The organism is Paraburkholderia sp. 2C, from assembly GCF_054589215.1.
The window spans coordinates 104,215-129,678 of the sequence record NZ_BAAILL010000041.1 but is presented as its reverse complement, the minus strand read 5'-3'; the positions used below and the strand labels follow the sequence as shown (position 1 = coordinate 129,678).

General features: G+C 62.9%; 22 protein-coding genes. 13 read left to right on the top strand and 9 right to left on the bottom strand.

Annotated features, from left to right (window positions below; genetic code table 11):
• Nucleotides 1–267: 267 nt before the first annotated feature.
• The 5 genes from ACYPXD_RS19185 to araH all read left to right on the top strand — a co-directional run bounded on the left by ACYPXD_RS19185 (nucleotide 268) and on the right by araH (nucleotide 6,057).
• Entirely contained in the window at nucleotides 268–1,191 is a 924-nt protein-coding gene (locus ACYPXD_RS19185; RefSeq protein WP_459714557.1) for a dihydrodipicolinate synthase family protein, read from the top strand.
• Between the two features lie 36 nt (nucleotides 1,192–1,227).
• Nucleotides 1,228–2,157: a Gfo/Idh/MocA family protein gene (locus ACYPXD_RS19180; protein ID WP_459714555.1), complete on the top strand. Its 930-nt coding sequence runs from the start codon at nucleotides 1,228–1,230 to the stop codon at nucleotides 2,155–2,157.
• 206 nt (nucleotides 2,158–2,363) lie between these two features.
• On the top strand, nucleotides 2,364–3,368 hold the full coding sequence (locus tag ACYPXD_RS19175) for an arabinose ABC transporter substrate-binding protein (RefSeq protein WP_459714552.1): 1,005 nt from the start codon (nucleotides 2,364–2,366) through the stop codon (nucleotides 3,366–3,368).
• 93 nt (nucleotides 3,369–3,461) lie between these two features.
• Complete coding sequence (araG, locus tag ACYPXD_RS19170; protein WP_459714550.1) at nucleotides 3,462–5,006, top strand: L-arabinose ABC transporter ATP-binding protein AraG; 1,545 nt, start codon at nucleotides 3,462–3,464, stop codon at nucleotides 5,004–5,006.
• Nucleotides 5,007–5,058: 52 nt separating this feature from the next.
• A complete protein-coding gene (gene araH, locus ACYPXD_RS19165) occupies nucleotides 5,059–6,057 on the top strand; it encodes an L-arabinose ABC transporter permease AraH (protein ID WP_459714548.1) in 999 nt (332 codons plus the stop codon).
• Between the two features lie 238 nt (nucleotides 6,058–6,295).
• Here the strand turns inward: araH and ACYPXD_RS19160 are convergent, their stop codons facing one another.
• From ACYPXD_RS19160 to ACYPXD_RS19150, 3 genes are all read right to left on the bottom strand, one after another.
• On the bottom strand, nucleotides 6,296–7,474 hold the full coding sequence (locus ACYPXD_RS19160; protein ID WP_459714546.1) for an acyltransferase family protein: 1,179 nt from the start codon (nucleotides 7,472–7,474) through the stop codon (nucleotides 6,296–6,298).
• A gap of 245 nt (nucleotides 7,475–7,719) precedes the next feature.
• Nucleotides 7,720–8,481 carry an SDR family oxidoreductase gene (locus tag ACYPXD_RS19155; RefSeq protein WP_459714543.1) on the bottom strand — a complete coding sequence of 254 codons (762 nt, stop codon included), beginning with the start codon at nucleotides 8,479–8,481 and terminating at the stop codon, nucleotides 7,720–7,722.
• A 119-nt stretch (nucleotides 8,482–8,600) separates the two neighbouring features.
• Nucleotides 8,601–9,560: a GlxA family transcriptional regulator gene (locus ACYPXD_RS19150; RefSeq protein WP_459714541.1), complete on the bottom strand. Its 960-nt coding sequence runs from the start codon at nucleotides 9,558–9,560 to the stop codon at nucleotides 8,601–8,603.
• Nucleotides 9,561–9,610: 50 nt separating this feature from the next.
• Between ACYPXD_RS19150 and ACYPXD_RS19145 the strand changes: the two genes are divergently transcribed.
• From ACYPXD_RS19145 to ACYPXD_RS19125, 5 genes are all read left to right on the top strand, one after another.
• The gene (locus ACYPXD_RS19145; RefSeq protein ID WP_459714539.1) at nucleotides 9,611–9,868 is read left to right on the top strand and encodes a hypothetical protein; all 258 of its coding nucleotides are present in this window, start codon (nucleotides 9,611–9,613) and stop codon (nucleotides 9,866–9,868) included.
• A gap of 291 nt (nucleotides 9,869–10,159) precedes the next feature.
• Nucleotides 10,160–11,077, top strand: coding sequence for a LysR family transcriptional regulator (locus ACYPXD_RS19140; protein ID WP_459714537.1), 918 nt, complete (start codon nucleotides 10,160–10,162; stop codon nucleotides 11,075–11,077).
• Nucleotides 11,078–11,228: 151 nt separating this feature from the next.
• Complete coding sequence (locus ACYPXD_RS19135; RefSeq protein ID WP_459714535.1) at nucleotides 11,229–12,422, top strand: CaiB/BaiF CoA transferase family protein; 1,194 nt, start codon at nucleotides 11,229–11,231, stop codon at nucleotides 12,420–12,422.
• Nucleotides 12,419–13,363 (top strand): hydroxymethylglutaryl-CoA lyase, encoded by a 945-nt coding sequence (locus ACYPXD_RS19130; protein ID WP_459714532.1) that lies wholly within the window; start codon nucleotides 12,419–12,421, stop codon nucleotides 13,361–13,363. The genes ACYPXD_RS19135 and ACYPXD_RS19130 overlap by 4 nt, the downstream gene beginning before the upstream one ends.
• A gap of 130 nt (nucleotides 13,364–13,493) precedes the next feature.
• A complete protein-coding gene (locus ACYPXD_RS19125) occupies nucleotides 13,494–14,825 on the top strand; it encodes an MFS transporter (RefSeq protein WP_459714530.1) in 1,332 nt (443 codons plus the stop codon).
• Between the two features lie 43 nt (nucleotides 14,826–14,868).
• On the opposite strand, the gene ACYPXD_RS19120 is transcribed toward ACYPXD_RS19125, so the two are convergent.
• Complete coding sequence (locus ACYPXD_RS19120) at nucleotides 14,869–15,996, bottom strand: aminotransferase (RefSeq protein ID WP_459714528.1); 1,128 nt, start codon at nucleotides 15,994–15,996, stop codon at nucleotides 14,869–14,871.
• Entirely contained in the window at nucleotides 15,993–16,928 is a 936-nt protein-coding gene (locus ACYPXD_RS19115; protein WP_459714525.1) for a helix-turn-helix domain-containing protein, read from the bottom strand. Before ACYPXD_RS19115 ends, ACYPXD_RS19120 begins: the two co-directional genes overlap by 4 nt.
• Nucleotides 16,929–17,118: 190 nt before the next feature.
• Between ACYPXD_RS19115 and ACYPXD_RS19110 the strand changes: the two genes are divergently transcribed.
• The 3 genes from ACYPXD_RS19110 (at nucleotide 17,119) to ACYPXD_RS19100 (ending at nucleotide 20,922) form a co-directional block, all read left to right on the top strand.
• The gene (locus ACYPXD_RS19110) at nucleotides 17,119–18,018 is read left to right on the top strand and encodes a DMT family transporter (RefSeq protein ID WP_459714523.1); all 900 of its coding nucleotides are present in this window, start codon (nucleotides 17,119–17,121) and stop codon (nucleotides 18,016–18,018) included.
• A 313-nt stretch (nucleotides 18,019–18,331) separates the two neighbouring features.
• Entirely contained in the window at nucleotides 18,332–20,515 is a 2,184-nt protein-coding gene (locus ACYPXD_RS19105; protein ID WP_459714521.1) for an NHL repeat-containing protein, read from the top strand.
• 134 nt (nucleotides 20,516–20,649) lie between these two features.
• Nucleotides 20,650–20,922 carry a hypothetical protein gene (locus tag ACYPXD_RS19100; protein ID WP_459714519.1) on the top strand — a complete coding sequence of 91 codons (273 nt, stop codon included), beginning with the start codon at nucleotides 20,650–20,652 and terminating at the stop codon, nucleotides 20,920–20,922.
• Between the two features lie 117 nt (nucleotides 20,923–21,039).
• Here the strand turns inward: ACYPXD_RS19100 and ACYPXD_RS19095 are convergent, their stop codons facing one another.
• The 4 genes from ACYPXD_RS19095 to ACYPXD_RS19080 form a co-directional block, all read right to left on the bottom strand.
• On the bottom strand, nucleotides 21,040–22,764 hold the full coding sequence (locus ACYPXD_RS19095) for an FAD-dependent oxidoreductase (protein WP_459714517.1): 1,725 nt from the start codon (nucleotides 22,762–22,764) through the stop codon (nucleotides 21,040–21,042).
• Nucleotides 22,765–22,855: 91 nt separating this feature from the next.
• Nucleotides 22,856–23,848 (bottom strand): DedA family protein/thiosulfate sulfurtransferase GlpE, encoded by a 993-nt coding sequence (locus tag ACYPXD_RS19090; RefSeq protein ID WP_459714515.1) that lies wholly within the window; start codon nucleotides 23,846–23,848, stop codon nucleotides 22,856–22,858.
• Between the two features lie 353 nt (nucleotides 23,849–24,201).
• On the bottom strand, nucleotides 24,202–24,459 hold the full coding sequence (locus ACYPXD_RS19085) for a hypothetical protein (protein ID WP_459714513.1): 258 nt from the start codon (nucleotides 24,457–24,459) through the stop codon (nucleotides 24,202–24,204).
• A 205-nt stretch (nucleotides 24,460–24,664) separates the two neighbouring features.
• Nucleotides 24,665–25,216, bottom strand: coding sequence for a DinB family protein (locus tag ACYPXD_RS19080; RefSeq protein WP_459714511.1), 552 nt, complete (start codon nucleotides 25,214–25,216; stop codon nucleotides 24,665–24,667).
• Nucleotides 25,217–25,464: the final 248 nt, after the last annotated feature.

Genomic DNA, 25,464 nt, shown 5'->3' with positions numbered 1-25,464 from the left:
CCGTGCCAAGCCTCGCTGTAGCTAGACTTTTGGCTGCGGCGGCGTCGGTTGAATTCTGGAGCGCGTGAGCCAATGACACCAGTATTACGTGCCGCATATCGGGAATTTACTCTTACTGGCGACCAAATAGAATGACTTTTTATGCTGCGAGAATGGGGGAAAACACTAATCACTAGACGGATCGCTCGCGCATATAGTTTGGCTAATTCAAGATTGCGCCTCGGATTGTGCTCGTTGCGCACGGCAGAACAACAGGAGTCTCAAATAGTGGTTAACTCGCCTCGCTTCTCCGGTCTTTTCCCCGTCGCGCCGACGCCGTTTACCGCGTCGGGCGAACTCGACCTCGACGGCCAGCGGCGCGTGATCGATTGCATGGTCGATCAGAAGGTCGACGGCATCTGCATTCTCGCCAACTACTCCGAACAGTTCGTGCTGACCGACGCGGAGCGCGACACGCTCGTCGATCTGTGTCTTTCGCATACCGCGGGCCGCGTTCCCGTGATGGCCACCTGCAGCCACTTCAGTACGCAGATCGCCAGCGAGCGCGCCCGGCGTGCGGTCGCCGCGGGCGCAAGCATCATCATGGTGATGCCGCCGTATCACGGCGCCTCGCTGCGCGTCGACGAAAACGCCATGTTCGAGCACTTCGCGCGCATTGCCGATGCGGCCGGCGTGCCGATCATGATTCAGGATGCGCCTCTTTCCGGCGTCGCGCTGTCGGTGTCGTTCCTCGCCCGTGTCGCACGGGAATTGCCGCTTGTGCGCTACTTCAAGATCGAAGTGCCGGGCGCGGCCGCCAAGCTGCGCGCGCTGATCGCCGCCGGCGGCGACACGATCGAAGGGCCGTTCGACGGCGAGGAAGCGATCACGCTGATGCCGGACCTCGACGCCGGCGCGACCGGCACGATGTCGAGCGCGCTGCTGCCGGACCTGATCCGGCCCGTGTTCGACGCATTCCGCGCCGGCCGCCGCGACGAGGCGCGCGCCGGTTACGCGCGCATCCTGCCGCTCATCAACTACGAAAACCGCCAGTGCGGGTTGCGTGCGGCTAAAACCGTCATGATGGAAGGCGGTGTGATCAAAAGCGACGCGGTGCGTCATCCACTGGAAGCATTGTCGGGCGCGACGCGCGCCGAACTGCTCGAGCTCGCGCGCGAAGCGAATCCGCTTGCGTTGCGCTGGGGCCGCTGAGCGTAACCGTTAAAACATCAACGATAAAGCAGCGGTATGAACAGAAAACTTTCGATCGGTATCGTCGGCGTCGGCAAGATTGCGCGCGACCAGCATCTGCCCGCGATCGCGGGGCTCGAGCGCTTCGAACTCGTCGCGTGCGCGAGCCGCAATGCGTCAGTCGAAGGCGTGCGCAACTACCCGACCATCGACGCGCTGCTCGAAGGCGAGCCCGATCTCGATGCGATTTCGCTGTGCGCGACGCCGCACGTGCGCTTCGATCAGGCGCGCGCCGCACTCGCGGCCGGCAAGCATGTGATGCTCGAAAAGCCGCCGGGCGCGAGCGTCCATGAAGTGGACGTGCTGCGCGAAATGGCGCGTGCAGCCGGCCGCACGCTGTTCGCCACGTGGCATTCGCGCTATTCGCCGGCCGTCGAAGTGGCGCGCGAATGGCTGGCGCAACGTGCGATTCAATCGGTTCAGGTGCGCTGGAAGGAAGACGTGCGGCGCTGGCACCCGGGCCAGGAATGGATCTGGACGCCGGGCGGTCTCGGCGTGTTCGATCCGGGCATCAATGCGCTGTCGATCGTCACGCGCATGCTGCCGCGCGAGGTGATTCTGAAGTCGGCTGAGCTGTACGTGCCGTCGAACCGTCAGACGCCGATCGCCGCCGAACTCGATTTCGTCGACGAAGCGGGCGTGCCTGTGCATGCATCGTTCGACTGGCGCTATGGCCCGGTCGAGCAATGGGAAATCGAAGTCGCGACGAGCGACGGCACGTTGTTCCTCACGGAAGGCGGCAAGCGCCTGTCGATCGTGGGCAAGCCTGTCGATCTGGCGGCCGAACGCGAATATCCGGCGCTGTACGAGCGTTTCCAGTGGCTGATCGATCACGGCGAGCAGGACGTCGACGTGCGTCCGCTGCGCCTTGTGGCTGATGCGTTCCTGCTCGGCAGCCACCATGCAGTCGAGCCTTTCGAGGACTGAGCAGGAAAAAAACAGGCAATGAGAGAAAAGCGGCGCCGCGAGCACCGAGGGCATCGACGTGCGCAGGAAGCCGCAATCAAGGCAATTCAGGCAACAAACGCGACAACCGCAACAACCGCGACAAACGAAACCAGAGCAACAAGCGCAACCAGAGCAATCAACGTACTTAACCGCACCTACGATTCGACGACTCAAAGGAGACACGCATGACCAACCCGATTCGCCGCCTGACGCTGTCCGCGCTCGTGGCCGCCATGTGCGCGGCGCCGTTCGCGCTGCCCCTGTCCGCTCACGCCGACGCGCCGCTGAAGATCGGCGTGCTCGTGAAGATGCCGGAGCAGGCATGGTTCATCAACGAAGAAAAGGCAGCGACCGCGCTCGGCCAGAAGGAAGGCTTCTCGGTGGTCAACATCGGCACGCCTGATGGCGAGAAAGTGCTCGCCGCGATCGACAACCTCGGCGCGCAAGGCGCGCAAGGTTTCGTGATCTGCCCGCCGGACGTGCGTCTCGGACCGGCGATTCAGGCGCGCGCGAAGCGCTACAACATGAAGTTCGTGACGGTTGACGACCAGCTCGTCGACTCGACCGGCAAGCCGCTCGCGGGCGTGCCGCACCTCGGCATGTCGGCGTTCAAGATCGGCAATCAGGTCGGCCAGGCGATCAGCGACGAAATGAAGAAGCGCGGCTGGAAGCCGGAAGAAGTGGGCGCGATCCGCATCACCGACTACGAACTGCCGACCGCGAAGCTGCGCACCGACGGCGCAACCGAAACGCTGCTGGCCAACGGCTTCAAGAAGGACAACATTTTCGACGCGCCGCAAAAGACGACCGACGACGAAGGCGGCTTCAACGCGGCCTCGCCGGTTCTGTCGAAGCACCCGAACATCAAGAAGTGGGTGATCTTCGCGCTCAACGAAGAGACGGTGCTGGGCGGCGTGCGCGCCACCGAGCAGGTGCATATCCCGGGTTCGGACGTGATCGGCGTCGGCATCAACGGCGCGGGCGAAGCGTTCGCCGAGTTCCAGAAGAAGGAAGCGACGGGCTTCTACGGCACGATCGCCGTGAGCTCGACGAACCACGGCAAGCAGAGCACGCAGAACCTCGTCGACTGGATCAAGTCGGGCAAGCAGCCGCCGGCTGACACGCAGACCACCGGCAAGCTGATGACGCGCGAGAACTGGAAGGACGTGCGCGCGGAACTCGGGATTTAAGCGGGTCCGCCATGAGGCCGGTCTCTTCGCGAGGCTCGCCTCATGTAACGCGCAGTAGCAGTACTGCGGGATGCAACAACGGAAACATCAACGATGACGGTCAATGCTGAAACAAGCGCCGCTACGCAGCAAGCGAAGCCGCGCGCCGAGGGCGGCACGTATCTGGAGCTCGACGGAATTTCCGTGAGCTTCCCGGGCGTGCTTGCGCTCGACAACGTGTCGTTCCAGGTGCGCGGCGGTGAAGTGCACGGCCTGATGGGCGAGAACGGCGCGGGCAAATCGACGCTGCTGAAGGTGCTGTCGGGCGTGAATCAGCCCGCGTCGGGCGCGCTGCGCCTCGCGGGCGTGGAGCACAAGTTCACGACGACGAAGGCGGCGATCGAGGCCGGCATCGCGATCATCTACCAGGAGTTGCATCTCGTCCCCGAACTGACGGTGGCCGAAAACCTGATGCTCGGGCAGTTGCCGAACCGCTTCGGTGTGCTCGACGAAAAGGCGCTGGTCAAGCGCGCGGTCGACGAACTCGAGCGTCTCGGCGAATCGATCGACCCGAACACGCAGGTCAAGCGCCTGTCGATCGGGCAGCGGCAGATGATTGAGATCGGCAAGGCGCTGATGCGCGATGCACGCGTGATTGCGTTCGACGAGCCGACGAGTTCGCTGTCCGCGCGGGAAACGGAAAATCTTTTTCGAATCATCAATGCGTTGCGCGCGCAAGGTCGCGCAGTGATCTACGTCACGCACCGCATGGATGAAGTCTACGAACTGTGCGACCGCGTCACGGTATTCCGTGACGGGCGTCGCATCGAAACGTTCGACTCGGTTGCAGACCTCGACCGCGACCGGCTGATCAGTTGCATGGTCGGCCGGTCGATTCGGGATGTCTATGGTTACCGTGCACGCGAGACCGGCGACGTGCAGCTCGCAGTGAAAGGGCTGCTCGGGCCGGGGCTGTCGGAACCGGTGTCGTTCACGGCGAAGAAGGGCGAGATCGTCGGCTTTTTCGGGCTCGTCGGCGCGGGGCGCTCGGAGCTCATGAAGCTGATCTACGGCGCCGTTGCGCCGACCGCGGGCCATATCGAACTGAACGGCAAGCCGATGGCGTTCTCGACGCCGCGCGACGCGGTGCGCGCCGGCATTGCGCTGTGCCCGGAAGACCGCAAGCAGGAAGGCATCGTCGCGATCGCGTCGGTGGCCGACAATCTGAACATCAGCGCGCGGCGCCATTTCAGCGCGGCGCGCTTCCTGTTGAACGCGAGGCGCGAACGCGACCTCGCGCGCGAGTACATCGACAAACTGTCGATCAAGACGCGCAACACCGAAACCGCGATCGGCACGCTCTCGGGCGGCAATCAGCAGAAAGTGATTCTGTCGCGCTGGCTCGCCGAGCGCATCGACATTTTTCTGCTCGACGAACCGACGCGGGGCATCGACGTCGGCGCGCGTTCCGAAATCTACGAACTGCTGTATGAACTCGCGGAAGCAGGGCGCACGGTCGTCGTCGTTTCGAGCGACCTGGCCGAAGTGATCGGCATTGCCGATCGCGTGCTGGTGATGAAAGAAGGGCGCGTTGTCGGCGATCTGCCGAAGGCCCAGGCCACCCCTGACCAATTGATCAAACTGGCTCTGCCGCACTGAGCCGCCGACAGCAACGGCGCGTGGGCTCGCGCGCCACTGAATGAAGATGACCATGCAAACTCCGACCACCCAAGCCACTCGTGCCGTGCAGCCCGGCGCGTCGTCGCACGCCGCGCGCACGTGGGATCTGATCAACAAGTCCGGCATCGTGATGGTGTTCATCATCCTGTTTGCCGTGCTGTCGGTGACCGTGCCCGACTTCCTGACGAGCCGCAACATGCAGGGCCTGTTGCTGTCGGTCACGCTGATCGGCTCGATTTCGGTCACGATGATGTTCGTGCTCGCGCTCGGCGAAGTGGACCTGTCGGTCGCGTCGATCGTCGCGTTTTCGGGGGTGGCCGCCTCGACCCTGATCACGGCGACGCATAGCGTCATGCTCGGTATCGCCGGCGGCGTGCTGGCGGGCGGCGCGGTCGGACTCGTGAACGGCGTGCTCGTCGCGCGCTACAAGATCAACTCGCTGATCGTCACGCTCGCGATGATGGAAGTCGTGCGCGGCCTTGCGTACATCACGTCGAACGGCGATGCGGTGATGATCTCGGAAGAGCGCTTTTTCGATCTCGGCGGCGGTTCGTTCCTCGGCATCTCGTATCCGATCTGGAGCAACATCGTCGGCTTCGTGCTGTTCGGCTTCCTGCTGCGCAAGACCGTGTTCGGCAAGAACGTGCTCGCGGTCGGCGGCAATGGCGAAGCGGCGCTGCTTGCCGGTTTGCCGGTGACACGCATCAAGATCACCGTGTTCGTGCTGCAAGGGCTTGTCACGGGATTTGCCGGCGTGATGCTCGCATCGCGGATGAGCCTTGGCGATCCGAAGACATCGGTAGGCCTCGAACTCGGCGTGATTTCGGCGTGCGTGCTCGGCGGTGTGTCGCTGACGGGCGGTGTCGCGACGATCTCGGGCGTGCTTGTCGGTGTGCTGATCATGGGCTCGGTGCAGGACGCAATGAGCTTGTTGAATGTGCCGACGTTCTATCAGTACCTGATTCGCGGCGGCATTCTGCTGCTCGCCGTGCTGTTCGACCAGTTCCGCCGCAGCCGCCGGAAAGTTTGACGCGTGCGTCGCGAATGGCCTTGATCTGCCGCTCCGGTGTGCGGCTGATCAAGGTGAGCGTTTTCGGGAGCGAGTGCCCTGGGCACTCGCTTTTTGTTTGGACGCAGCGAAAGCAGCGCTTTTTAAGGGATATTTGCGAGGGCCGATGCGAAGCGGCGGCCGCGAACGAACGCAAAGGTGAGGATTTTCGGGAAGCGCGCGGTATGGGTGTACCGCTGGTTGCTGCTGGTCACCGCTGTCAAACAACCGAACCGGCCTTTTTCAGGCTATCGCGCTTTCTCGGTGCGAACTTCCTCGTCAGATACGCGCGCACCGGCTCTTCGATCAGCCTGGTTGCGATCACGGAGACCACGACGGTCAGCGCGACCGATACCGCGATCGCCTGTACCGGATGCTGCTCGCTGTGCGGGAAATAGATAAAGACGAGCCGGCCGATCGGGAAATGCAGGCAGTAAACCGGATACGACAGCCAGCCGAGGAAATGCGCGAGCTGTGCGCCGATGCGTCCGCTCGGCGCGATGCTCGCGCCGCGGTAGACCATCAGCGGCGCGACCGCGAAGATCACCGCCATCGGAAAGAGGCCCTTGATGCCGAACGGGCACGCGACGATAACGGTCAGCAGCACGTAAAGTGTGATGTCGTGGCGAATCATGCCCGATAGCACGCGGCCGAAGCGTCGCGGCAATGGCTTTTCATGCAGCAAGTACACGAGCACGCCCATCGTGAAACCATACGCGACGCGAATGAAGCCCACGAAAAAGTTGTGCGTGCCCCAACCCGCGCCGAAAAACATCGGTACCGCGCCTTTGTTCTCCCAGCCGAGCAACGCGCCAGTGGCGAGCAGCAGAAGCGCGCTGCCAGCGATGATTCGCATCAGATCGCGTTTTTGCAGTCGCACCAGCGCGAGCAGTGCGACGCTCGCGACCATTTCGAAGAACAGCGACCACGCCGACGGATTGGCCGGAAAGACTTCGCCGACGGTAAATTTCTCGACGGGGAATTGCGCGGCGGCGCCCACGAAGTTGCCGACGCCGTGATCGCCGAGGTAGGGCATGAACAACAGATTGTTCAGCGATGCGACGATCATGGCGCGCAGCGGATAGTCGGCGAGGCGGGCCGCCGCGGCAATCAATAACGCGGGAATACCGATTGCCATTGAAATGGCAAACATCGGGTAGAGGCGGATGATGCGCTTTCTGATGTACTCGCGGGCACTGAGTCCCAACAGGAGTTTTTTCCTGTACGAGTGCATCAGCACGAAGCCGCTCAGAATAAAAAACAGATCGACCGCGATATCCGCATTCTTGAATAGCGGATTCGCCGTATTTTCGGAGTAGTGCATCAGCATGACGCTGATCGCGGCCACTCCTCGTAAACCGTCCAGTACTTCATACCGCCTTTCTCGCACGTGTTCCATATATCGGTCAGTTGTGCCGAGATCGTGCCGCTTCGAATGTACTTATGTCGCATACATTCAGTAGCACTGACATGATTGCCAGAAACCTCGTTTATCCATGAGTTTGTCTGGCCAAGCTACAACGAATGGCGGTTAAAAAAAATGTCTGAGGGTTTGTCTAAAAAAATCGGCTACTGGGTAGCCGATTAAAAATATTCGAACGGTATCTGCTGCCCGAAACGGCGATAGCGCCGCGTGCTGTGCCGCTATGGCAGTTCCCGCAGATCGGCGGTCGGTGTCGTGCCGAATGCGTCGCTCAACACGTAGTCAATCATCTTGACCGCGGCATCGTGCGGCGTCGTCAGCTTGCCGGTGCGCTTGTATTCCACGAAGCGTTCGCGCATCGGGAACCGGTCAACCGTCGATTCGCGCAGCTCGGCCTGCATGTCGGTATCGAGCGTGCCGGGCGCGATGCTGCAGATGCGCAATGCGCGGCTCGAATCGAGTACCACCGAACGCGCGTGATGATCGAGCGCGGCCTTGGTTGCGCAATAGACGCTCCAGCCCGCATAGGCGTTGCGCGCCGCGCCGCTCGAGAGATGAACGATGCGCCGGTCCGCGGCGCCGGCGCTGGCGGTGGTGAAAGCGGCGGACAGCATCAGGGGCGCCGCGACGTTCAGGATGACCGACTGCGCAACGAACGACGGATCCTGCACATCGAGCGGACCGATCGGCCGCAAGGTTCCCGCGTTATTGAACAGCACCACGCGTTGCGCATCGCCGATAAAGCGCTGCAGAGGGTCGCGGGCCAGCCATTGCGCGATGTGCTCGACATTCGACAGATCGAGTTCGACCTGGTCGAACGTGGCCTCGCCGCGCGAGACGAGCGTCGTATGCCGGTTACGCGATAGACCGAGCACCGGAATGCCGCGTGCGAGCAGCGCTGTGGCGAGTGCTTCGCCGAGACCGCGTGTGTGCCCCGTGACGATCGCACGGATGGAAGACGAAGAAGAGGAGGCGTCGGACATGTGATGGATCCCGTGAAAGGCGGCTATGAGTGCCAGTTCCATTTTCTCACGGGATGTTGAGGATTCGGCAGCGCGCGCGGCCGCGGCCGCGTCATGCGCGCGGCCCATGGCGCGTTACGCTAGGTGTTCTTGAAGCGTTCGCGATACTGCATCGGCGTTGCGCCAATGCGCTTTGTGAACACGATTCGCATGCGGTCGGCCGTGCCGAAGCCGCAGTCGTAGGCGATCGTCTTCAGCGCCAGGCTGGTGCTTTCGAGCATTTTGCGCGCGGCATCCATACGTGCGCGCTCGATGAACTCATGCGGCGTGACGTGAGTCTCCTGCACGAACACGCGCGCGAAATTACGTGCGCTCATACCCGCTACATCGGCGAGCTGCTTCACCGTAAAGCTCTCGCTGATATGCGCCATCACATGCGCCTGCACTTTCGCCACCGGCGAAGTCTCGTCGGCCGGCGCGGTCAGATAGGGGCTGAACTGCGACTGTCCGCCCTGGCGCTGCGAGAACACCACGAGCCGTTTCGCGACCGCGAGCGCGACTTGCGGCCCATGATCTTCGGCCACGAGGGCGAGCGAGAGATCGATACCCGCAGTGACGCCCGCCGATGTGACGAGACGTTCGTCGCGCAGATAAATACGGTCGAAGTCGACATTCGCGCGCGGAAACTGTGCGGCGAGTTGCGCCGCATGTTGCCAGTGTGTCGTGACGTTGCGTTCGTCGAGCAGGCCCGCGTGGCCGAGCGCGAATGCGCCGGTGCAGATCGAGCCATAACGTCCGCAGCGTTCCGACGCATAACGTAGCCACTCGAGCAGGCGCGCGTCGGGTGTGGCCTCGGGCAGTGCCGGGCCGCCCGCGACGAGTGCGAGATCGAAGCTGCGCCGCTCTTCTTCGAAGGTCGCGTCAGCCGTCAGCGACATGCCGTTCGACGCGCGCATCGCGCCGGCGTCCGCGGCGACCAGCGTTACCGCGTAGTGCTCCGCGCGGTCGATAAAGCCGTTCGCTTCTGCAAAAACGTCGACCGGCCCGGCGACGTCGAGTGCCTGTACGCCCGGAAAAATCGCGATCGCGACGCTCGGCATGCATTGTTCTCCTCGAATGATCGTCCGCTACGCGTGGCAGAGGACGCTGTATGTCTGGCAGCGTTCAACGGTGCACGGCGATTGTGGGCAACGCGCTGCGCGCCAATACTGAACGTGACGTCACCCCCTTTCATGCTTTTGAGGAGCGCACGATGGAACAGCATATCAAACCCGTTTTCGAATCTGGCGAAGATTCGTTTCCTGTCAGGAAACAGAGCGCGAGCGAGCATGACGACTGGCTCATCGATCAGGCATTGATGGACACATTTCCGGCGAGCGATCCGATCTCGTTGTGCGCGATCGATTGAATCCGGCAGCTCGATGACGAAGGTGCTTGAAGCAGGGTTCGCGGGAAGTGAACGATAGCGGCGCCCGAGCGACCTTTTGCAAAGGCTCGACGCGCTGAATGTCGGTCAGACCGAGGCAAAGTGCAAGCCGAAGCGCAGGGCGGCTGCGCGAAGCAAAACCGTGGCAATTCCAGTGTGCAGCGCGGAAAAACGCCATTCATAACATGTTTTGCCCGATTCGCCAGCACCGTGCGCCGCATCGCGGCAAAATACGGACCGGCTCCCACTTCCCGCTCTTATGCACCCCGACCTATGGTTTTAAAGAACCTGCTGAGACGACTCGATCTCACGACGCTTCAATTATTCATCGCCGTTTACGAAGAAGGCACGTTGACGCGTGCGGCCGAACGCGAAGCGATCGCGATTTCGGCTGCCAGCAAGCGGCTGCTTGAACTCGAACAGGCAGTCGGTGCGACGCTGTTTCAGCGTACCGCGCGCGGCATGACGCTGACAGCGGCCGGCGAAACGCTGCTGCATCACGCGCGGCGCGTGATGCGGGACGTCGAGAATATCGGCATCGAGCTCGCGGGTCATGCGACCGGTGTGCGCGGTTATGTGCGCATGATGGCCAATCTGTCGGCGATCGTCGAATTCCTGCCGGAAGACTTGCGCGGCTTTCTCGCGGTCAACGAGCAGATCAAGATCGATCTCGAAGAGCGGCCGAGCGGCGGCGTCGTCGAAGCCGTCGCCGATAGCCTCGCGGACCTCGGCATCTGTTCGGGCGAAGCCGATACGCGCGGTCTGCAGGCCACGCACTACCGGCACGATTCGCTTGTCGTCGTGATGCGCGAAGACCATCCGCTGGCGGGCCGAGAGCGCGTGACGTTCGCGGAAACGCTCGATAGCGATCACGTCGGCCTTCATTCGGCAAGCTCGATCAATGCGCGCACGCATATGGCCGCCCGCCAGGCCGGCAAGCCGCTCAGGCTGCGCATTCACGTGCCGGGCTTCGACGCGGTATGCCGGATGGTGCAGGCCGATATGGGCGTGGGCGTGCTGCCCTCGAACGTCTTTCAGATCATGGGGCGGCCGCTCGGCCTCGTCGCCGTCAAGCTCGAAGACGAATGGGCCGAACGTAATCTGGTCATTGTCGTGCGCGATGCCGGTGCGCTTTCGCCGGTCGGGCGGCTGCTTTTCGACCATCTGCGGGCGGTGGAAACGGCGGCTTGATGCACTGCGAAATAATCAATTTTCGCTGAAACGAGCGGCAAAATGACCTTTCGCGAATCGCGAAAGGTCATTGGTAAATTGAGGTTGGACGCTGTATTGGCGCGGCTTCTAAGCTGTCTTCCAACGCCTTCAAGCATTAGGAGACAGCCTCATGAGTGGCCCTCTTTCGGGTATCCGCGTCGTCGAGATCGGCACATTGATCGCCGCACCGTTCGCCGCACGGCTTCTCGCGGAATTCGGCGCCGAAGTGATCAAGATCGAAGCCCCCGACGGCGGAGACCCCCTTCGCAAATGGCGTAAGCTGCATGAGGGAACGTCGCTCTGGTGGTACCTCCAGTCCCGCAACAAGAAATCGATCTGCGTCAATCTGAAGTCGGCCGATGGCGCCGACATCGTCAAGCGGCTCGTTGCCGACGCCGACATCCTCGTTGAAAATCTCCGCCCCGGTGCGCTCGAAAAACTGGGCCTCGGCTGGGACACCTTGCACGCAATCAACCCGAAACTGACGATGGTCCGTATATCCGGTTACGGACAGACCGGCCCGTATCGCGACCGGCCTGGCTTCGGTGCGATCGGCGAATCGATGGGCGGCATCCGCTACACGACCGGCGAACCGGACGGCGCACCGGCGCGTGTCGGTATCAGCCTCGGCGATTCGCTCGCGTCGCTGCACGGCGTGATTGGCGCGCTGATGTCGGTGCTGCGCGTGAAGACGGGCCAGGGCGAAGGCCAGGTGGTCGACGTATCGCTGGTCGAGAGCGTGTTCAACCTGATGGAAAGCCTCGTGCCCGAGTACGACCTGCTCGGCCACGTGCGCGAGCGCAGCGGCGGCGCGCTGCCGGGCATTGCGCCGTCGAACACGTATCGCACCGAAGACAACGCCTACGTCGTGATCGCCGGCAATAGCGATCCGATCTTCAAGCGGCTCATGCAGGTGATCGGCCGGCCCGACCTCGCCGACGATCCCGCGCTCGCGCGCAACGACGGTCGTGCCGCGCAAAGCGCGATGCTCGATGCGGCGATTACCGCGTGGACGTCGCATCATTCGACCGAAGATGTGATGGCCGCGCTCGAGCGCGCCGAAGTGCCGGCGGGCCGCATCTACTCGGTCGCGGACATCGTTAGCGATCCGCACTATCAGGCTCGCGAGATGTTGTTGCAGGCGCAATTGCCGGGCGGCGCATCGGTGAAGATGCCGGGCATCGTGCCGAAGCTGTCCGAAACGCCGGGCGAAGTGCGCTGGAGCGGTCCGGCGCTCGGCGAGCATACGGACGACGTGCTTGCCGCGCTCGGCTATGCGCCTGCCGACATCGAGCGGCTTCGTCACGAAGGAGCAGTGCAATGAACTTCGACATCGAATACGACACGTTGATCGTGCAGGAAGTCGCCCCGCGCGACGGGCTGCAAATCGAAAAGACATGGGTCGATACGCCCGACAAGGTTGCGTTGATCGATGCGCTGTCCACGGCCGGTTTCTCGCGCATCGAAGCAGGCTCGTTCGTCTCGCCGAAAGCGATTCCCGCGCTGCGCGACGGCGAGGCCGTGTTTCATCAGATCCGCCGCAATCCCGATGTGATTTATGTCGCGCTGATCCCGAACCGGCGCGGCGCGGAACGCGCGCTCGAATCGCGCGCAAACGAGCTGAACCTCGTGATGTCGGCGAGCCAGACGCACAACCTCGCCAACATGCGGATGACGCGCGACCAGTCGCTCGCCGGATTCGCGGACATCGTCGAGTTCACGCGCGGCGCGCAGGCCTCGCTGAACGGCACGGTTGCGACGACGTTCGGTTGCCCGTTCGAAGGCAAGATCGACGAAGACCTCGTGATGTCGATCGTCGACCGGTATCTCGCGCTCGGTTTTCAGGGCATCACGCTCGCGGACACGACCGGCATGGCGAATCCGCGCCAGGTTGCGCGCATCGTCAAACGCGCGCTCGAGCGCATGCCGGCCAGCGCGCTGACGCTGCATTTCCATAACACGCGCGGCCTCGGTCTTGTGAACGTGATGGCCGCTTACGAAGTCGGCGCGCGCCGCTTCGACGCGTCGCTTGGCGGCCTCGGCGGCTGCCCGTTCGCGCCGGGTGCATCGGGCAACATCTGCACCGAAGACCTCGTGAATATGTGCGAGGAAGTCGGCATTCCGCACGGCATCGATCTCGACAAGCTCATCACGCTGTCGCGCGCGCTGCCCGCGCTGCTCGGCCACGAAACGTCGGGACAGATCGCCAAGGCCGGCCGCAATAAGGATTTGCACCCGGTGCCGGACGGCATCGTCTGCATGTGAGCGTGGCGAGTCTTGGCGAATCGCGAACGGCAGTGGCCGTTCGAACCCCTGACAACCTGAACGAAACACCGTCCACAAACAACACCGACGACCGGAAGGCGCAAGCCGAATCCGGCATGGAGACGCAAAAATGAGTGATCTGGGCGTAGTCGCAGCAGACAAACCGACAACGAGCATTGAAGACGCAGCGCAGCTGATCCGCAAGGTCGCATGGCGGCTCATGCCGCTCATCATGATCTGTTATCTGTTCGCCTTCTTCGACCGGATCAACATCAGTTTTGCGAAGTTCCAGCTGCAAAGCGATCTCGGCTTTTCGAATACCGCGTATGGTCTCGGTGCGAGCCTGTTTGTCGTGGGCTACGTGATCTTCGAAGTGCCAAGCAACATGCTGCTCTTCAAGGTCGGCGCGCGACGCTGGATTGCACGCATCATGATTTCGTGGGGCCTCGCGACGGCGGCCATGGTGTTCGTGCATACCGAATGGCAGTTTTACGGTTTGCGCTTTGTGATCGGCGCGATGGAAGCGGGCTTCGCGCCCGGCGTGCTCTACTACCTGACGCTGTGGTTCCCGGCGAGCTTCCGTGGCCGTATCACGTCGCTGCTGTTTCTCGCGTCCGCGTTTTCCGGCCTGTTCGGCGCGCCGCTGTCGGGCCTTGTGCTTGGCAATATGGATGGCGTATTCGGCATTCGCGGCTGGCACTGGCTGTTCCTGCTTGGCGGCCTGCCCTGCATCGTGCTGGGGCTGCTCGTGCTGAAAGTGCTGAAGGACCGCGTTGAAGATGCGAGCTGGCTCACGCCGCAGGAAAAGCTCTACCTGTCGAGCCAGATCGAAGGTCAAACGCAGCAGAAGCATCACAGCCAGTCGTTCGGCGAGGCGATCCGCACGCCGGGCTTTCTGACGCTCGGCCTCGTGTACTTCCTGATTCAGATCGCGTCATACGGGCTTAACTTCTGGGCGCCGCAACTGATTCGCAGCGCCGGCACGCACAATCCGACCATCATCGGTCTGTTGACTGCGATTCCCTACATTTGCGGCGCGTTGTGCATGGTGATCGTCGGACGCATATCCGACGCGACCGGCGAGCGCCGCAAGTTCGTGGCGGGCCTGTTGCTGATGGCGACGGCCGGCTTCTTTGCCGCGGGCATCTTCGACAAACAGACCGTGTTTCTCGTGATCGCGCTCGCGGTGATGGGCGGCGGCGTCGTCGCTTCGATTCCGGCGTTCTGGGCCTTGCCGCCGAAGCTCGTGAGCGGCGCGGGCGCCGCGGGCGGCCTTGCGCTGATCAACACGCTCGGCCAGTTGGGCGGTATCGTAAGCCCGGTGATGGTCGGCCGGATTCGCGACGTGACCGGCAGCACGACGCCGGCGCTGTATGTGATCGGCTGCATGAGCCTTGTCTGCGCGGCGATTCTGATGTTCGGCTTGCCGGAGGCGCTGCGCAGGAAAGATCATACGACGTAAGTTCGATCTTGACGCTGGTGTGCGCCGTGCGTGTGGACCGACCCTAACGGCGCGCAAGGTCCCTCAAAAAACCGGACACTCTCGGCAGCCCCTGCTCCAGCACCTCGGTGCGATTCGCATAGCCGATCCGCACATAACCCTCGATATCGAGCGCGCTGCCCGGCGTGAACATCACACCGGTCTGTTCGACGAGCGCGACGCAGAAGTCGCGCGAGTTCATATCGACGTCGACGCGCACCAGCGCGGTCGTGCCGGACTTCGGTTTCACATACGATAGCGCCGGCTCCGCTTCCACCCAACGGTCGAGCAGCGCGAGATTCGTGCGCAGAATGCCGTGATTGCGTGCGAGCAGCTCACGGCGATTTTCGAGCGCAATCGACGCGAGCAGATCGTTGATCATGCCGACGCTGATTGTGTTGTAGTCGCGATGCGTGCGCACGCGCGCGATCACATCGGTGCCTGCCGCAATCCAGCCGACGCGCAGCCCCGCGAGCGACCACGTCTTCGACATGCTGCCGGTGCTGATGCCGTTCTCGTAGAGGTCCGCAATCGACGCCGTAAAACCGTTGCCGTGCTGATCGGTGCCGCGATAGACCTCGTCGTTGAGCACATACGCGCCGCATGAGCGCGCGATATCGACGAGCCGTTCGAGAAACGCGCGGTCCATCAGCGAGCCGGTCGGGTTGTTCGGATTGTTGATCGCGATCACACGCGTTTTAGCGGTTACCATGCGCTTCAGTTCGTCGAGATCGGGCAGAAAGCCGTTTTCTTCGCGCAACCGCAGGATATCGACCCGCGCGCCGTAGCTCTCGGGAATCGAGTAGTGCTGCTGATAGGTGGGCAGTATCGAGATTACGTGGTCGCCCGGTTCGACGAGTGTTTCGTACACCAGCGCATTCGCGCTGATTGCGCCATGCGTAATCAGCACATTCGGCACGCGTTGCGTATCGTACAGCGATGCGATATTCGCGCGCAGCCGATCGCTGCCGTCGATCGCGCCATAGGTCAGTTTCATCGGCAGGATGTCGGCGAGCAACGCTTCTTCCTTGCCGGCAATGCGCAGCAATTCGCCGACCGTCAACGATTCGACGCAGGTTTCGGCGAGGTTCAGCTCGCAGCGATTCTCATATAAATCCATCCAGCGTTCGACGCCGAATTCGCGGATTTTCATCGTGTTTCCTCGTCTCGCAACGCGCTTCGATAAACGATCGGCGCCGCGCCGACAGCCTCGCGGAAGCGATGGCTGAAGTGGCTTGCATTCGCATACCCGCAGCGCGTCGCGACGTCGGCGAGCGGCAGCGCGGTGGCGCGCAACAGATGACGCGCGCGGTCGATGCGCTGTTGCGCGATCCACGCGTGCGGCGGCAGCCCGAACGAAACCCTGAACATTCGCGAAAGATGATACTCGGACAGATTCGCGACGCCCGCCAGTTCGCCGAGCGTGAGCGCTTGCGCGAGGTGCGAATCGATATAGTCGCGCAGCCGCCGGCGCGTCGCCACGGCGAGGCCGCCCTTGAGCGCCGCATTCGCGCGGCTCACGCCCTGCGAGCGCAGCAGCAGCGACAGCACCTCATGAGCGGTTTCGTTGGCGCGCAAACGGCCGTCGGCATCGTCCCAGCGGTGGTTCACGAGCGACTGGCACAGGGTCGCGATGCGCGCATCTTCGAAGTACGTACGGTCGGCCAGCGTCAGTTCGCGCGGCTCGCGGTCGAGCTCGCGAACCGCGCGCTGCGTGAAATGCTCGGGCAGGAAGTACAGATGCACGAAATGCATATGACCGCGCACCCACCAGCGCGATTCGTGATCGCCGGGCAGCGCGCAAAGCCGGCTTGGCGCGCCGTAGCGGCCCGGCAGCTTCTGGCGCTCGGTCCGGTGTCCGCCGTCGAGATAGCACGACAGCGTGTGATGGCCGGGCTGCTCGTAGACGGTTTCGGCCTCTCTCGTTTCGCGGGTCCAGATGGCAATCGCGAGGTTGTCGCCAAGCCATGCAAAACGATCGAGCGTCGCATCGGACACGGCCAGCGTGTGGCAGATCGAATGAACGCCGAACGGCGGATCGACCGGGTCTGCGGCAGCAGCGTCGGGGAGCGGGGCGGAGGTCATATTGGTCGGCGCATGAGCGGTCAGCGCATTTCGTCAGCTCGTTCTGGTGAACTCATTTGGGATCTGGAAGAGTATAAGTCGCACGGCCGGCCCGCTCGTCCGCACGTGAAGAAAATGCGCAATTTCAGACATGCGCCATGGCGTACCAGAGGGCATAGTCGGATTCTCCCTTTTTATGCAGGCGCGCTTGATGAATCTGCTGCTTTATGTGGTTACCGTGCTCATCTGGGGCACCACGTGGATCGCGATCAAATGGCAACTCGGCGACGTGCCGCCGCCGGTGTCGATCGCTTACCGCTTCTGGCTCGCGTCGGCGGTGCTGTTCGCGCTGGCCGCTGTGATGCGGCGTCCGCTGCGGCCGCCGCGTGGCGCATGGCGATATCCGGTGGCGCAGGGACTCGCGCTGTTCTGCGTGAACTTTCTGTGCTTTTACTATGCGGAGCGCACGGTGCCGAGCGGCCTCGTCGCCGTCGTGTTTTCGACTGCGCCGCTGCTCAATTCGATCAACGGGCGCGTGTTTCTCGGGCGGCCGCTGCAGCCCGCGGCGATTGCCGGCGCATTGCTTGGCTTTGCCGGCATCGTCTGCCTTTCGCTGCAGCAGATCAGCGGACATTTCGGCGAACAGGCCGTATGGCTCGGCCTTGCCGTCGCATTCGCGGGCACGATGTGCTTTTCGGTCGGTAACCTGTTATCGACGAAAATGCAGGCGATGGGCCTGCATCCGCTTGTCACCAACTGTTGGGGCATGCTGATCGGCGCCACAGTGCTGACCGTCGGCAGCGCGCTTGCGGGCCTGTCGTTCGCGCCGCAGACCGACGCGCGGTATCTGGGTGCGCTCGTCTATCTCGCGGTGCCGGGTTCGGTGATCGGTTTCACCGCGTACCTGACGCTCGTCGGCCGCATCGGCCCGGAACGCGCCGCCTATTGCACGGTGCTGTTTCCGTTCGTCGCGCTCGCGGTATTGACGGTATTCGAAGGCTACCGCTGGTCGGCGCTTGCGGTGACCGGCCTCGCGCTCGTGGCGGTCGGCAATCTGGTCGCATTCGGTGTGGTGCCGCGACTTCTGTTTCGCAAGGACGGTTTGCTTTGACCGGCTCGAATCGGCTCAAATAAAAGGTCTTGAATAATTCGTGAAATTTAATCGAGTCCTTTAAAAACAAATGCAATAATCGATATATTAAAGGGTCGTATTGTTATACCGCTTTCGCAGGATAAGCCGGCAAAGCAGATTTCAAATCGTCTAATAGAGCGGTATTTCCATCATTTCAGGCCGGCTCTGCGGCCGGCGGGGCAAGGTATTCTCCGGACGAATCCTGGCGTAACCCTGATCCGCTGCATGATGCGCCGGATCCCGTGTCACGCCTGCGATTTGCCCCGTCATTCCCCCCGCAAGGACGCAGAACTTGAAGACCCTATCCCATCTGGGCGCGGCGCTGCTCGTATTGAGCAGCATTGTCCCCATTAATTGCAGTGCTCAATCAAAATTGAATTACGCCACGTCGTGGCTTGGCAATACCTTCGGTTATGGCGACGGTAAATGGATGCAGCAGGATATTCAGGCTATTAACGTCGCGCCGGACGGCAGCGTCTATGTCAATTGCGGCTGGGACGAAAGCGGCGCCGAAATCGCCGCATATAAAAACGGTGACAGGCTTGCCGTCGGCGGCGCGACGCACGGCTGGGGCGCGAGCGGCGGCGAAGCGATCACGTCGAACCACACGTATGTGTATGCCGCGATGTCGATCGGCAATCAGAACAACGGGCTCGTCGGCGCGGATTATCCGTCGGGCAACCAGCAGTGGTACGGCATCACGCGGCGGCTCGTCAGCAACATCGCGCAGGGCGCGCCGTTTGCCGGCGGTATCGCCAACAGCGGGAATGCCACGAAGCACAGCTTTCTCGTCGTCGATACGGTGACGACAGGCATCGACGCCGGCATTCGCGGCCTCGCGGCCAACGACACGACGCTCTACGTGTCCGACCAGTACGCGAATCAGGTCGTTGCCTATGACGCGAACACCATGCAGCGCTTGCGCTCGTTCAACGTGACATCGCCCGGTCGCATCGCGATCGATACCGATTCGACGGTGTGGGTCATCACCGGCGCGATGACTGGGCAATATGCGATCGCGCACTATTCGTCGACCGGCGCGCCGATCGCCGGCGCACCGGTGCTTGCCGCCGGCGTGGTGCCGACCGATATCTCGATCGCGCCATCGGGCCAGCTGTTTATCTCCGACAACGGACCGAGCCAGCAACTGCTCATCTACAACAAGACCGCAAGCGGCCAGACGACGCCGGCCGGTTCGATGGGCACGGCGCGCGGCATCTTTCATAACGCGGGTGCGGTGCAGCTCGGCAGCTACAACGGCATCACCGGTTTCGGTTTCGATCAGGCGGGCAATCTCTATGTCGGACAGAACAGCGAAGGGCCGCGCCAGCTGAACTCGCCATCGGTCGGCGCCGGCGCGGTGCTGCAGGCGTTCACCGGCGTGTCGCGCGCGCTGCGGTGGGAGCTCGACGGATTGCTGTTCGTTGATGGCGCAACCTTCGATCCGGCATCGGAGAACACCATCTACACCGGTTCGAAAATCTTCACGATGAACTGGAACAACCCGGTCGGAAAGCAGTGGACCTACTCGGCGTTCACCGTGGATCGCCTCAACTATCCGGGCGATCCGGAACTGCATCTCGGCCGCCTCGTGCGTGGCGAACCGATGTTGCGGCGCCTGAACGGCGGCAAGCCGTACCTCTATGCGCTGGATACGTACTCGCACGAACTGTATGTTTATCGCTTCGACCCGGCACATGGCAACATCGCGATTCCGTCGGGCATGTTCGCGGAACTGCCGATCGCGGGCGGGTATCCGGCGGGTCAGCCGGCGGTCGGAGAGTGGATGTGGCGCGATACGAACGGCAACGGCAGCATCGACGCCAACGAAATAACGAGCAATCCGTCGGTATTGAGCACGATCGGCAACAGTTTTATCTGGGTCGATTCGCTCGGCAACGTGTGGTTCGGCACACCGTCTAAGGGCGTGCGCGAACTGCCGTTGCAGGGCTTCGATTCGCTCGGCAATCCGATCTACGACTACGCCGCCGCGAAAACCTTCCCGACGCCCGCGATCTTCACCGGCACCGGCCGTGTGCTTTATGTGCCCGAAACGGACACCATGTATATCACGGGCTATACGGCCGCGAGTCCGTGGAATTCGTCGTTGTGGAAAGAGGCGGGGCCGATCCTCGCGCGCTACGACAACTGGACCACGGGCCATCCGACGCAGCGGTACGTGGTGCCGTTGCAGTGGAACCTGCAGTCGAATCCGCCGGTCACGACGGTCGGCGTGGCCACGGCGGGCAACTATGTGTTCGTCGCGCAGCTCTATACGCAGCGGATCGACGTGTACGACGCGAACACGGGGCAGGAAGTCGGGTACATGACGCCCGGCGCGACGGTCGGCAACACGAGCGGGCAGGTCGATGTCGAGCTCGGTATCAGCGCGACGCTGCGCTCGAACGGCGAGTACGACGTACTTGTCGAAGACGACGCGCGTGCGAAAGTGCTCGTGTATCAGTGGAAGCCGTGAGCACCGCTACGGGCACTGCCGCACCCATCGAACCCGCAAGCGTGCGATCGCGCGCGTGACGGCTGCGCGCGATCGGTATATAACGAAAACAATGCTTCCGATCCACGATGGACTAACCGAAACGGCACACCACCATGACTGGCGATGCTCCTGAAAAACGGCCCGAGGGCGCCGCGCCCGGCGCCGAACATCCCGACCTCGAACATCTCGACGCGGCAGTCACGCATGTCGGCGAGATGGTGCAGTCCGGCCATATCGCGGTCAGCGCGGCACGCGGCATTCTGTACAGCCTGATCGAGACGCTTGGCACCCTGGTCGGCGATCCCGACCTGCCCGAGCACGCTCGCGCGGGCTATGAAGGCCTGCTCGAGACGGCGCGCGAATTGCGCGCCAAGGTCGAACACTGAGGGTTGAGCGAAGCAGGCCGGATGAGGCAGGCGGGGCGAAAAGCGGTCGAGCCCGGGTAGTGCTCGACCGTGACGAGGCTGCGCTTATTAGCGACTTTTTAGGCGCTTATCTGATGCTTAGGCGCCGAGTGCGACTGCCTCTCCGTCCTTCACGGCCAGCATCTGATGGATCTGTGCGACCACCGCCGCGCCTTCGCCGACCGCCGCCGCGACGCGCTTCGTCGATCCGGCGCGCGCATCGCCGATCGCATACACGCCTTCGACTGAAGTGACGAGATCGCACGCCGAATCCGCGCCGGTCAGCACGAACCCCTTCGCATCGAGCTGCACGCCGCAAGTGCGCAGCCATGCGGTGTTCGGATCGGCGCCGGTGAACAGGAACAGGTGCCGCGATTCGAAGCGGTCCTGGCCGCCCGGCAGCGGCGACTTCAAACCGATCGTCGACAGGCCGCTGTCGTCCGCATCGAGCCAGCCGATCTCCGAATGCGGATGCACGGTGACATTCGGCAGCGAACGGATCCGGTCGATCAGGTAGCGCGACATGGTCGCTTCGAAACCGCTGCGGCGGATCAGCACGTGAACGTGCGCCGCGTGCGACGCGAGATAGACGATGCCTTGCCCGGCCGAGTTGCCGCCGCCCACCACGACGACCTCCTGGTGCTTGCACAGCTTCGCTTCGACCGGCGACGCCCAGTAATAGATGCCGCGCCCGTCGAAACGGTCGAGTCCTTCGAGCGACGGACGCCGGTAGACGGCGCCGCTTGCGATCACAACGGCATGCGCGCGCACATTGCCGTGCCGGATGCCCGCATTGCAGGTCAGCTCGAGCCGATGCGGCCGTTCGTCGCAATGCAGCGCTTTCACCTTGAGCGGAATCGCAACGTGCGCGCCGAACTTCTGCGCCTGTACGAAGGCGCGGCCCGCGAGCGCCTGGCCGGAGATGCCGGTCGGAAAGCCGAGATAGTTTTCGATGCGCGAACTCGCGCCCGCCTGGCCGCCCGGTGCGCGGCTGTCGAGCACGATCACGGACAAGCCTTCGGAGGCCGCATAGACAGCCGTTGCGAGGCCCGCGGGGCCCGCGCCGACGATCGCGACGTCGTACACATGCTTCTCGTCGAGATCGGGCAGAAGACCGAGGCACGAGGCGAGTTCCGGATCGGTGGGGCGGCGCAGCACGCGGCCGTCGGGGCAGATCACGAGCGGCAGGTCTTCGGATTGCGCGCCGAACTGTTCGATCAGACCCAGCAATTCTTCGTCGCGCTCGTTGATGACCGAGTGCGGGTGGCCATTGCGCGACAGGAAGCTTTGCAGCGCGACGAGTCGCGCGTCGTAGCTCTTGCCGAGCAGGATCGGGCCGCCCGCGCCTTTTTCGATCAGCGCCACGCGCCGCAGAATGAGCGCGCGCATGATGCGTTCGCCAAGTTCGGCTTCGGCGACGATCAGCGCGCGCAGGCGCTCGGGCGGGATCAGCACCGCGCTGACCGGCTTCAGCGCAATCCCGTCGACGAGCGCGGGCTTGCCCGACAACTGGCCGACTTCGGCGAGAAATTGCCCCGGCCCGTCGTGTTCGACGACCGGATGCTCGCGGCCGAGCCCATCGCGCTGCGTGATGCGGACCGCACCCGACAGCATCACGATCATGCCGGGGCCCATATGACCGGTGCGGAACAGGTACTCGCCCGCATGCCAGTGATTGAGATCGCCGAAGCGCCGCACACGCTCGATTTCCGTAGGCGTGAGGGCGGGGAACATCTGGTGCCTCCGTGTCGACAGCGTCGAGTACGGCGCTTCCGCGACGACTTCGCTGCTTTGCCCTTCTCCATCGCGGGTTGCTACAAGCATCGGACCGCTCCTTGCGTCGTTTGCATCAGTCGGTTGCATCAGTCGGTTGCATCAAATCTGGAATGATCGGTGTGGTCGGGGCGCGGATTCGCTACACGGCCTTCGGCGAGATCCCGACGTCGCCGACGTGCGGCGCGGGTTCGTCGGCCAGCGGTTCGAGCTGGCGGCCAGCGTCGCGCCACGCATCGAGGCCGCCGCGCAGCGGCACCACGTCCTTGAAGCCGGCGTCGCTCAGCGCTTTGGCCATCCACGCCGCCGACACCTCGTTCGGGCACGAGCAATAGATGACGAGCTTCTGATCACGCTGATAGTTTGCGACGATCTCGTCGAGGTGCCGTTCGTCCGCGAACTTCGAGCCCGGAATCACGAAAGGATCGAGCTTGCGCTTTTCTTCCGAGCGGATGTCGAACAGCACGGGCGACTTTTTATTCAGCATCAGATCGTACAACTCGTCGACACCCATGCGCGCCTTCGCGAGCTTGTTGAGCAACTGACGACGGCGCGTCCAGCGGTACGCGGCGTAAAGCAGCAGCAACGCGACGACGACGACCGCGGTCAGCTTGCCGAGCCGGCTCGCCTCGGCGAACAGCATGTCGATCTGCTGCGCGAACAGCGCGCCGAGCGTGAGGCCAAGGCCCGCCCATAGCGCGGCGCCGATGCTGTCGAATGTGAGGAAGGTGCGGTACGGTGTGCCCATTGCGCCCGCCAGCGGAATCGAGACGATCGACAGGCCCGGAATGAACTTCGCGACCGCGAGCACGCGCACGCCCCACCGCCCGAAAAAGCGCTCGGTCTTCTTGACGCAGCTATCGCGCGACAGCGACAGCTTGCACAGCGTTTTTAGCGTATTGCCGCCGTAGATGCGGCCGGCGAGATACCACGCGCTGTCTCCGATCAGCGTGGCGAAGATGGCCAGTACGAGCACCGAAACGAGCTGCGTGCCGACGGTTGCCGGATTCATGGCGGCCATCGCGCCGAACAGCACGAGGGACGGCATCGCGGGCACGGGCAGCCCGATCGATGCGGCGAGCACATTGGCGAAGACGATCGCCGGCCCGTATTGCTCGACGAGATCATGTAGCATCGGTTTACTTTTCGCGGCGTGGGAAGCCGCAAGTGCGTCAGGTAAGTTAAGAATTATGGACGCATTTCCGCTGCGTGCAAGCAACGGGGATAACACCCCGTCAGCGCTGAAGCGGCTGCTACAGACAGCCATTCCGTTTGCGCCGGGCGGATGGCTGGATGCCGTCCGCGAGGCTCACGGACGGCATTCGGACGGACACTCGAACGGTCGGCAGACTACCAGAAAAACGGCCGGGAAAATGACAGCGGTCTGCGGCGAAGAAAACTGAAGCGGGGCTTGAAGCGACGGCAGAGGGAACGGCAGGAGCGGGAGAAGCAGCAAGACGCGGCATCGCGAACGCGACGCCGCGCGGATCAGGTTGCGTGCCGGTGGTTGTGCTGTTCGCCCGGCAGTTCCGCGCCGTGCGCGCGGATGGCGGCGATCAGTTCGGCGGGTGTAATTTCGTAACGCACTTCGCGATGAATGCCCGGTTTGCGCTCGTCGACCTCTACGAGAAGAATGCCTTTACCGTCTTCTGTCGCTTCGAGCCGTAGCGTGCGCAGTTCGCGCCCGGTCGCGTCGTCGTACTCGGTGAGCAGGGCCATTGCCCCGGAAGACCCGGTGGTGCGCATCGAAAATTTCCTCATCCGTTATAGAACAAGCATTGTACGGGGAGCTTCACCGTTCTGTCGCGCGACCCGGCAAACCATGCGCCGAAGCCGCGAGCGAATGCTGGAGCCAGTTTAACGCGAGTGCCGCGTTGCCGAACGCATTTTTTGTGCCCTGTTGCGGTGCGGTCGCCCCTTCATGTCGACTTCACGTCGGTTCTCGCCGTTTTTACTTGAGCGTTGCCAGTTCGCGCTCGCGCGCGGGTGCATCGGCAAGCAGAAAGAACTCGTCGAGTTGTGGCGGCGCCACGGCGGTGCCGGCGAGCATCGCGTGCGCCTGGCCCCGGTGATGAATCTGGTGAATGAACAGATGCGGCAGCACCGCGCCCACCGTCTCGTGCTGCAGACCGATGTCCGGCCCGCGATCGATCAGCACGTCGCGCTGCAGGGCGATATCGTCGAGCGCGTCGCAAAACCCGATCAGTTGACGGTCGATCTCGCGCTGCGCTGGCCACAGGTCCGCGCAGCGCGGATAGGCCACTTCATCCGCAAAAATCGCGAGACCTGCGCCGCCGTCGACGAGCGCGTCGAAGTAGTAGCGGTCGACGAGCAGGATATGGTTCAAGGTCAGTTGCAGCGAAGGAAAGAAGCTCACGCGGCGTTCGGCAAACGCCTCGTCGGACAATGTCAGGCATGCGCGATAAAGGCGCGCGTTCGACCAGGCGTTGTTGCGGGCCATCGCGGCAAAGTGCGCCGATAGCGCGGCGACAGGGGCATGCATCGCGATTCTCCTTGCCGGTTGGGATGAATAAACGCGAAAGAGCATGAGACGAACCCGCGGTGCATGCCGGTTCAACGCTGCGCTCGCATGGAACGACCAGCGTAACACCGTTCGATGACCGTTCCTGGACTCGAGGTTCGGTTCAGTCGCATCGCGCGGCGATGCGCATACGCTGCTAAACCGCCGCGTGGAAAATTATGCCGAGACCGATCGCATGCCGGTATTTATTGCTCTCAACGGTCCTTTCT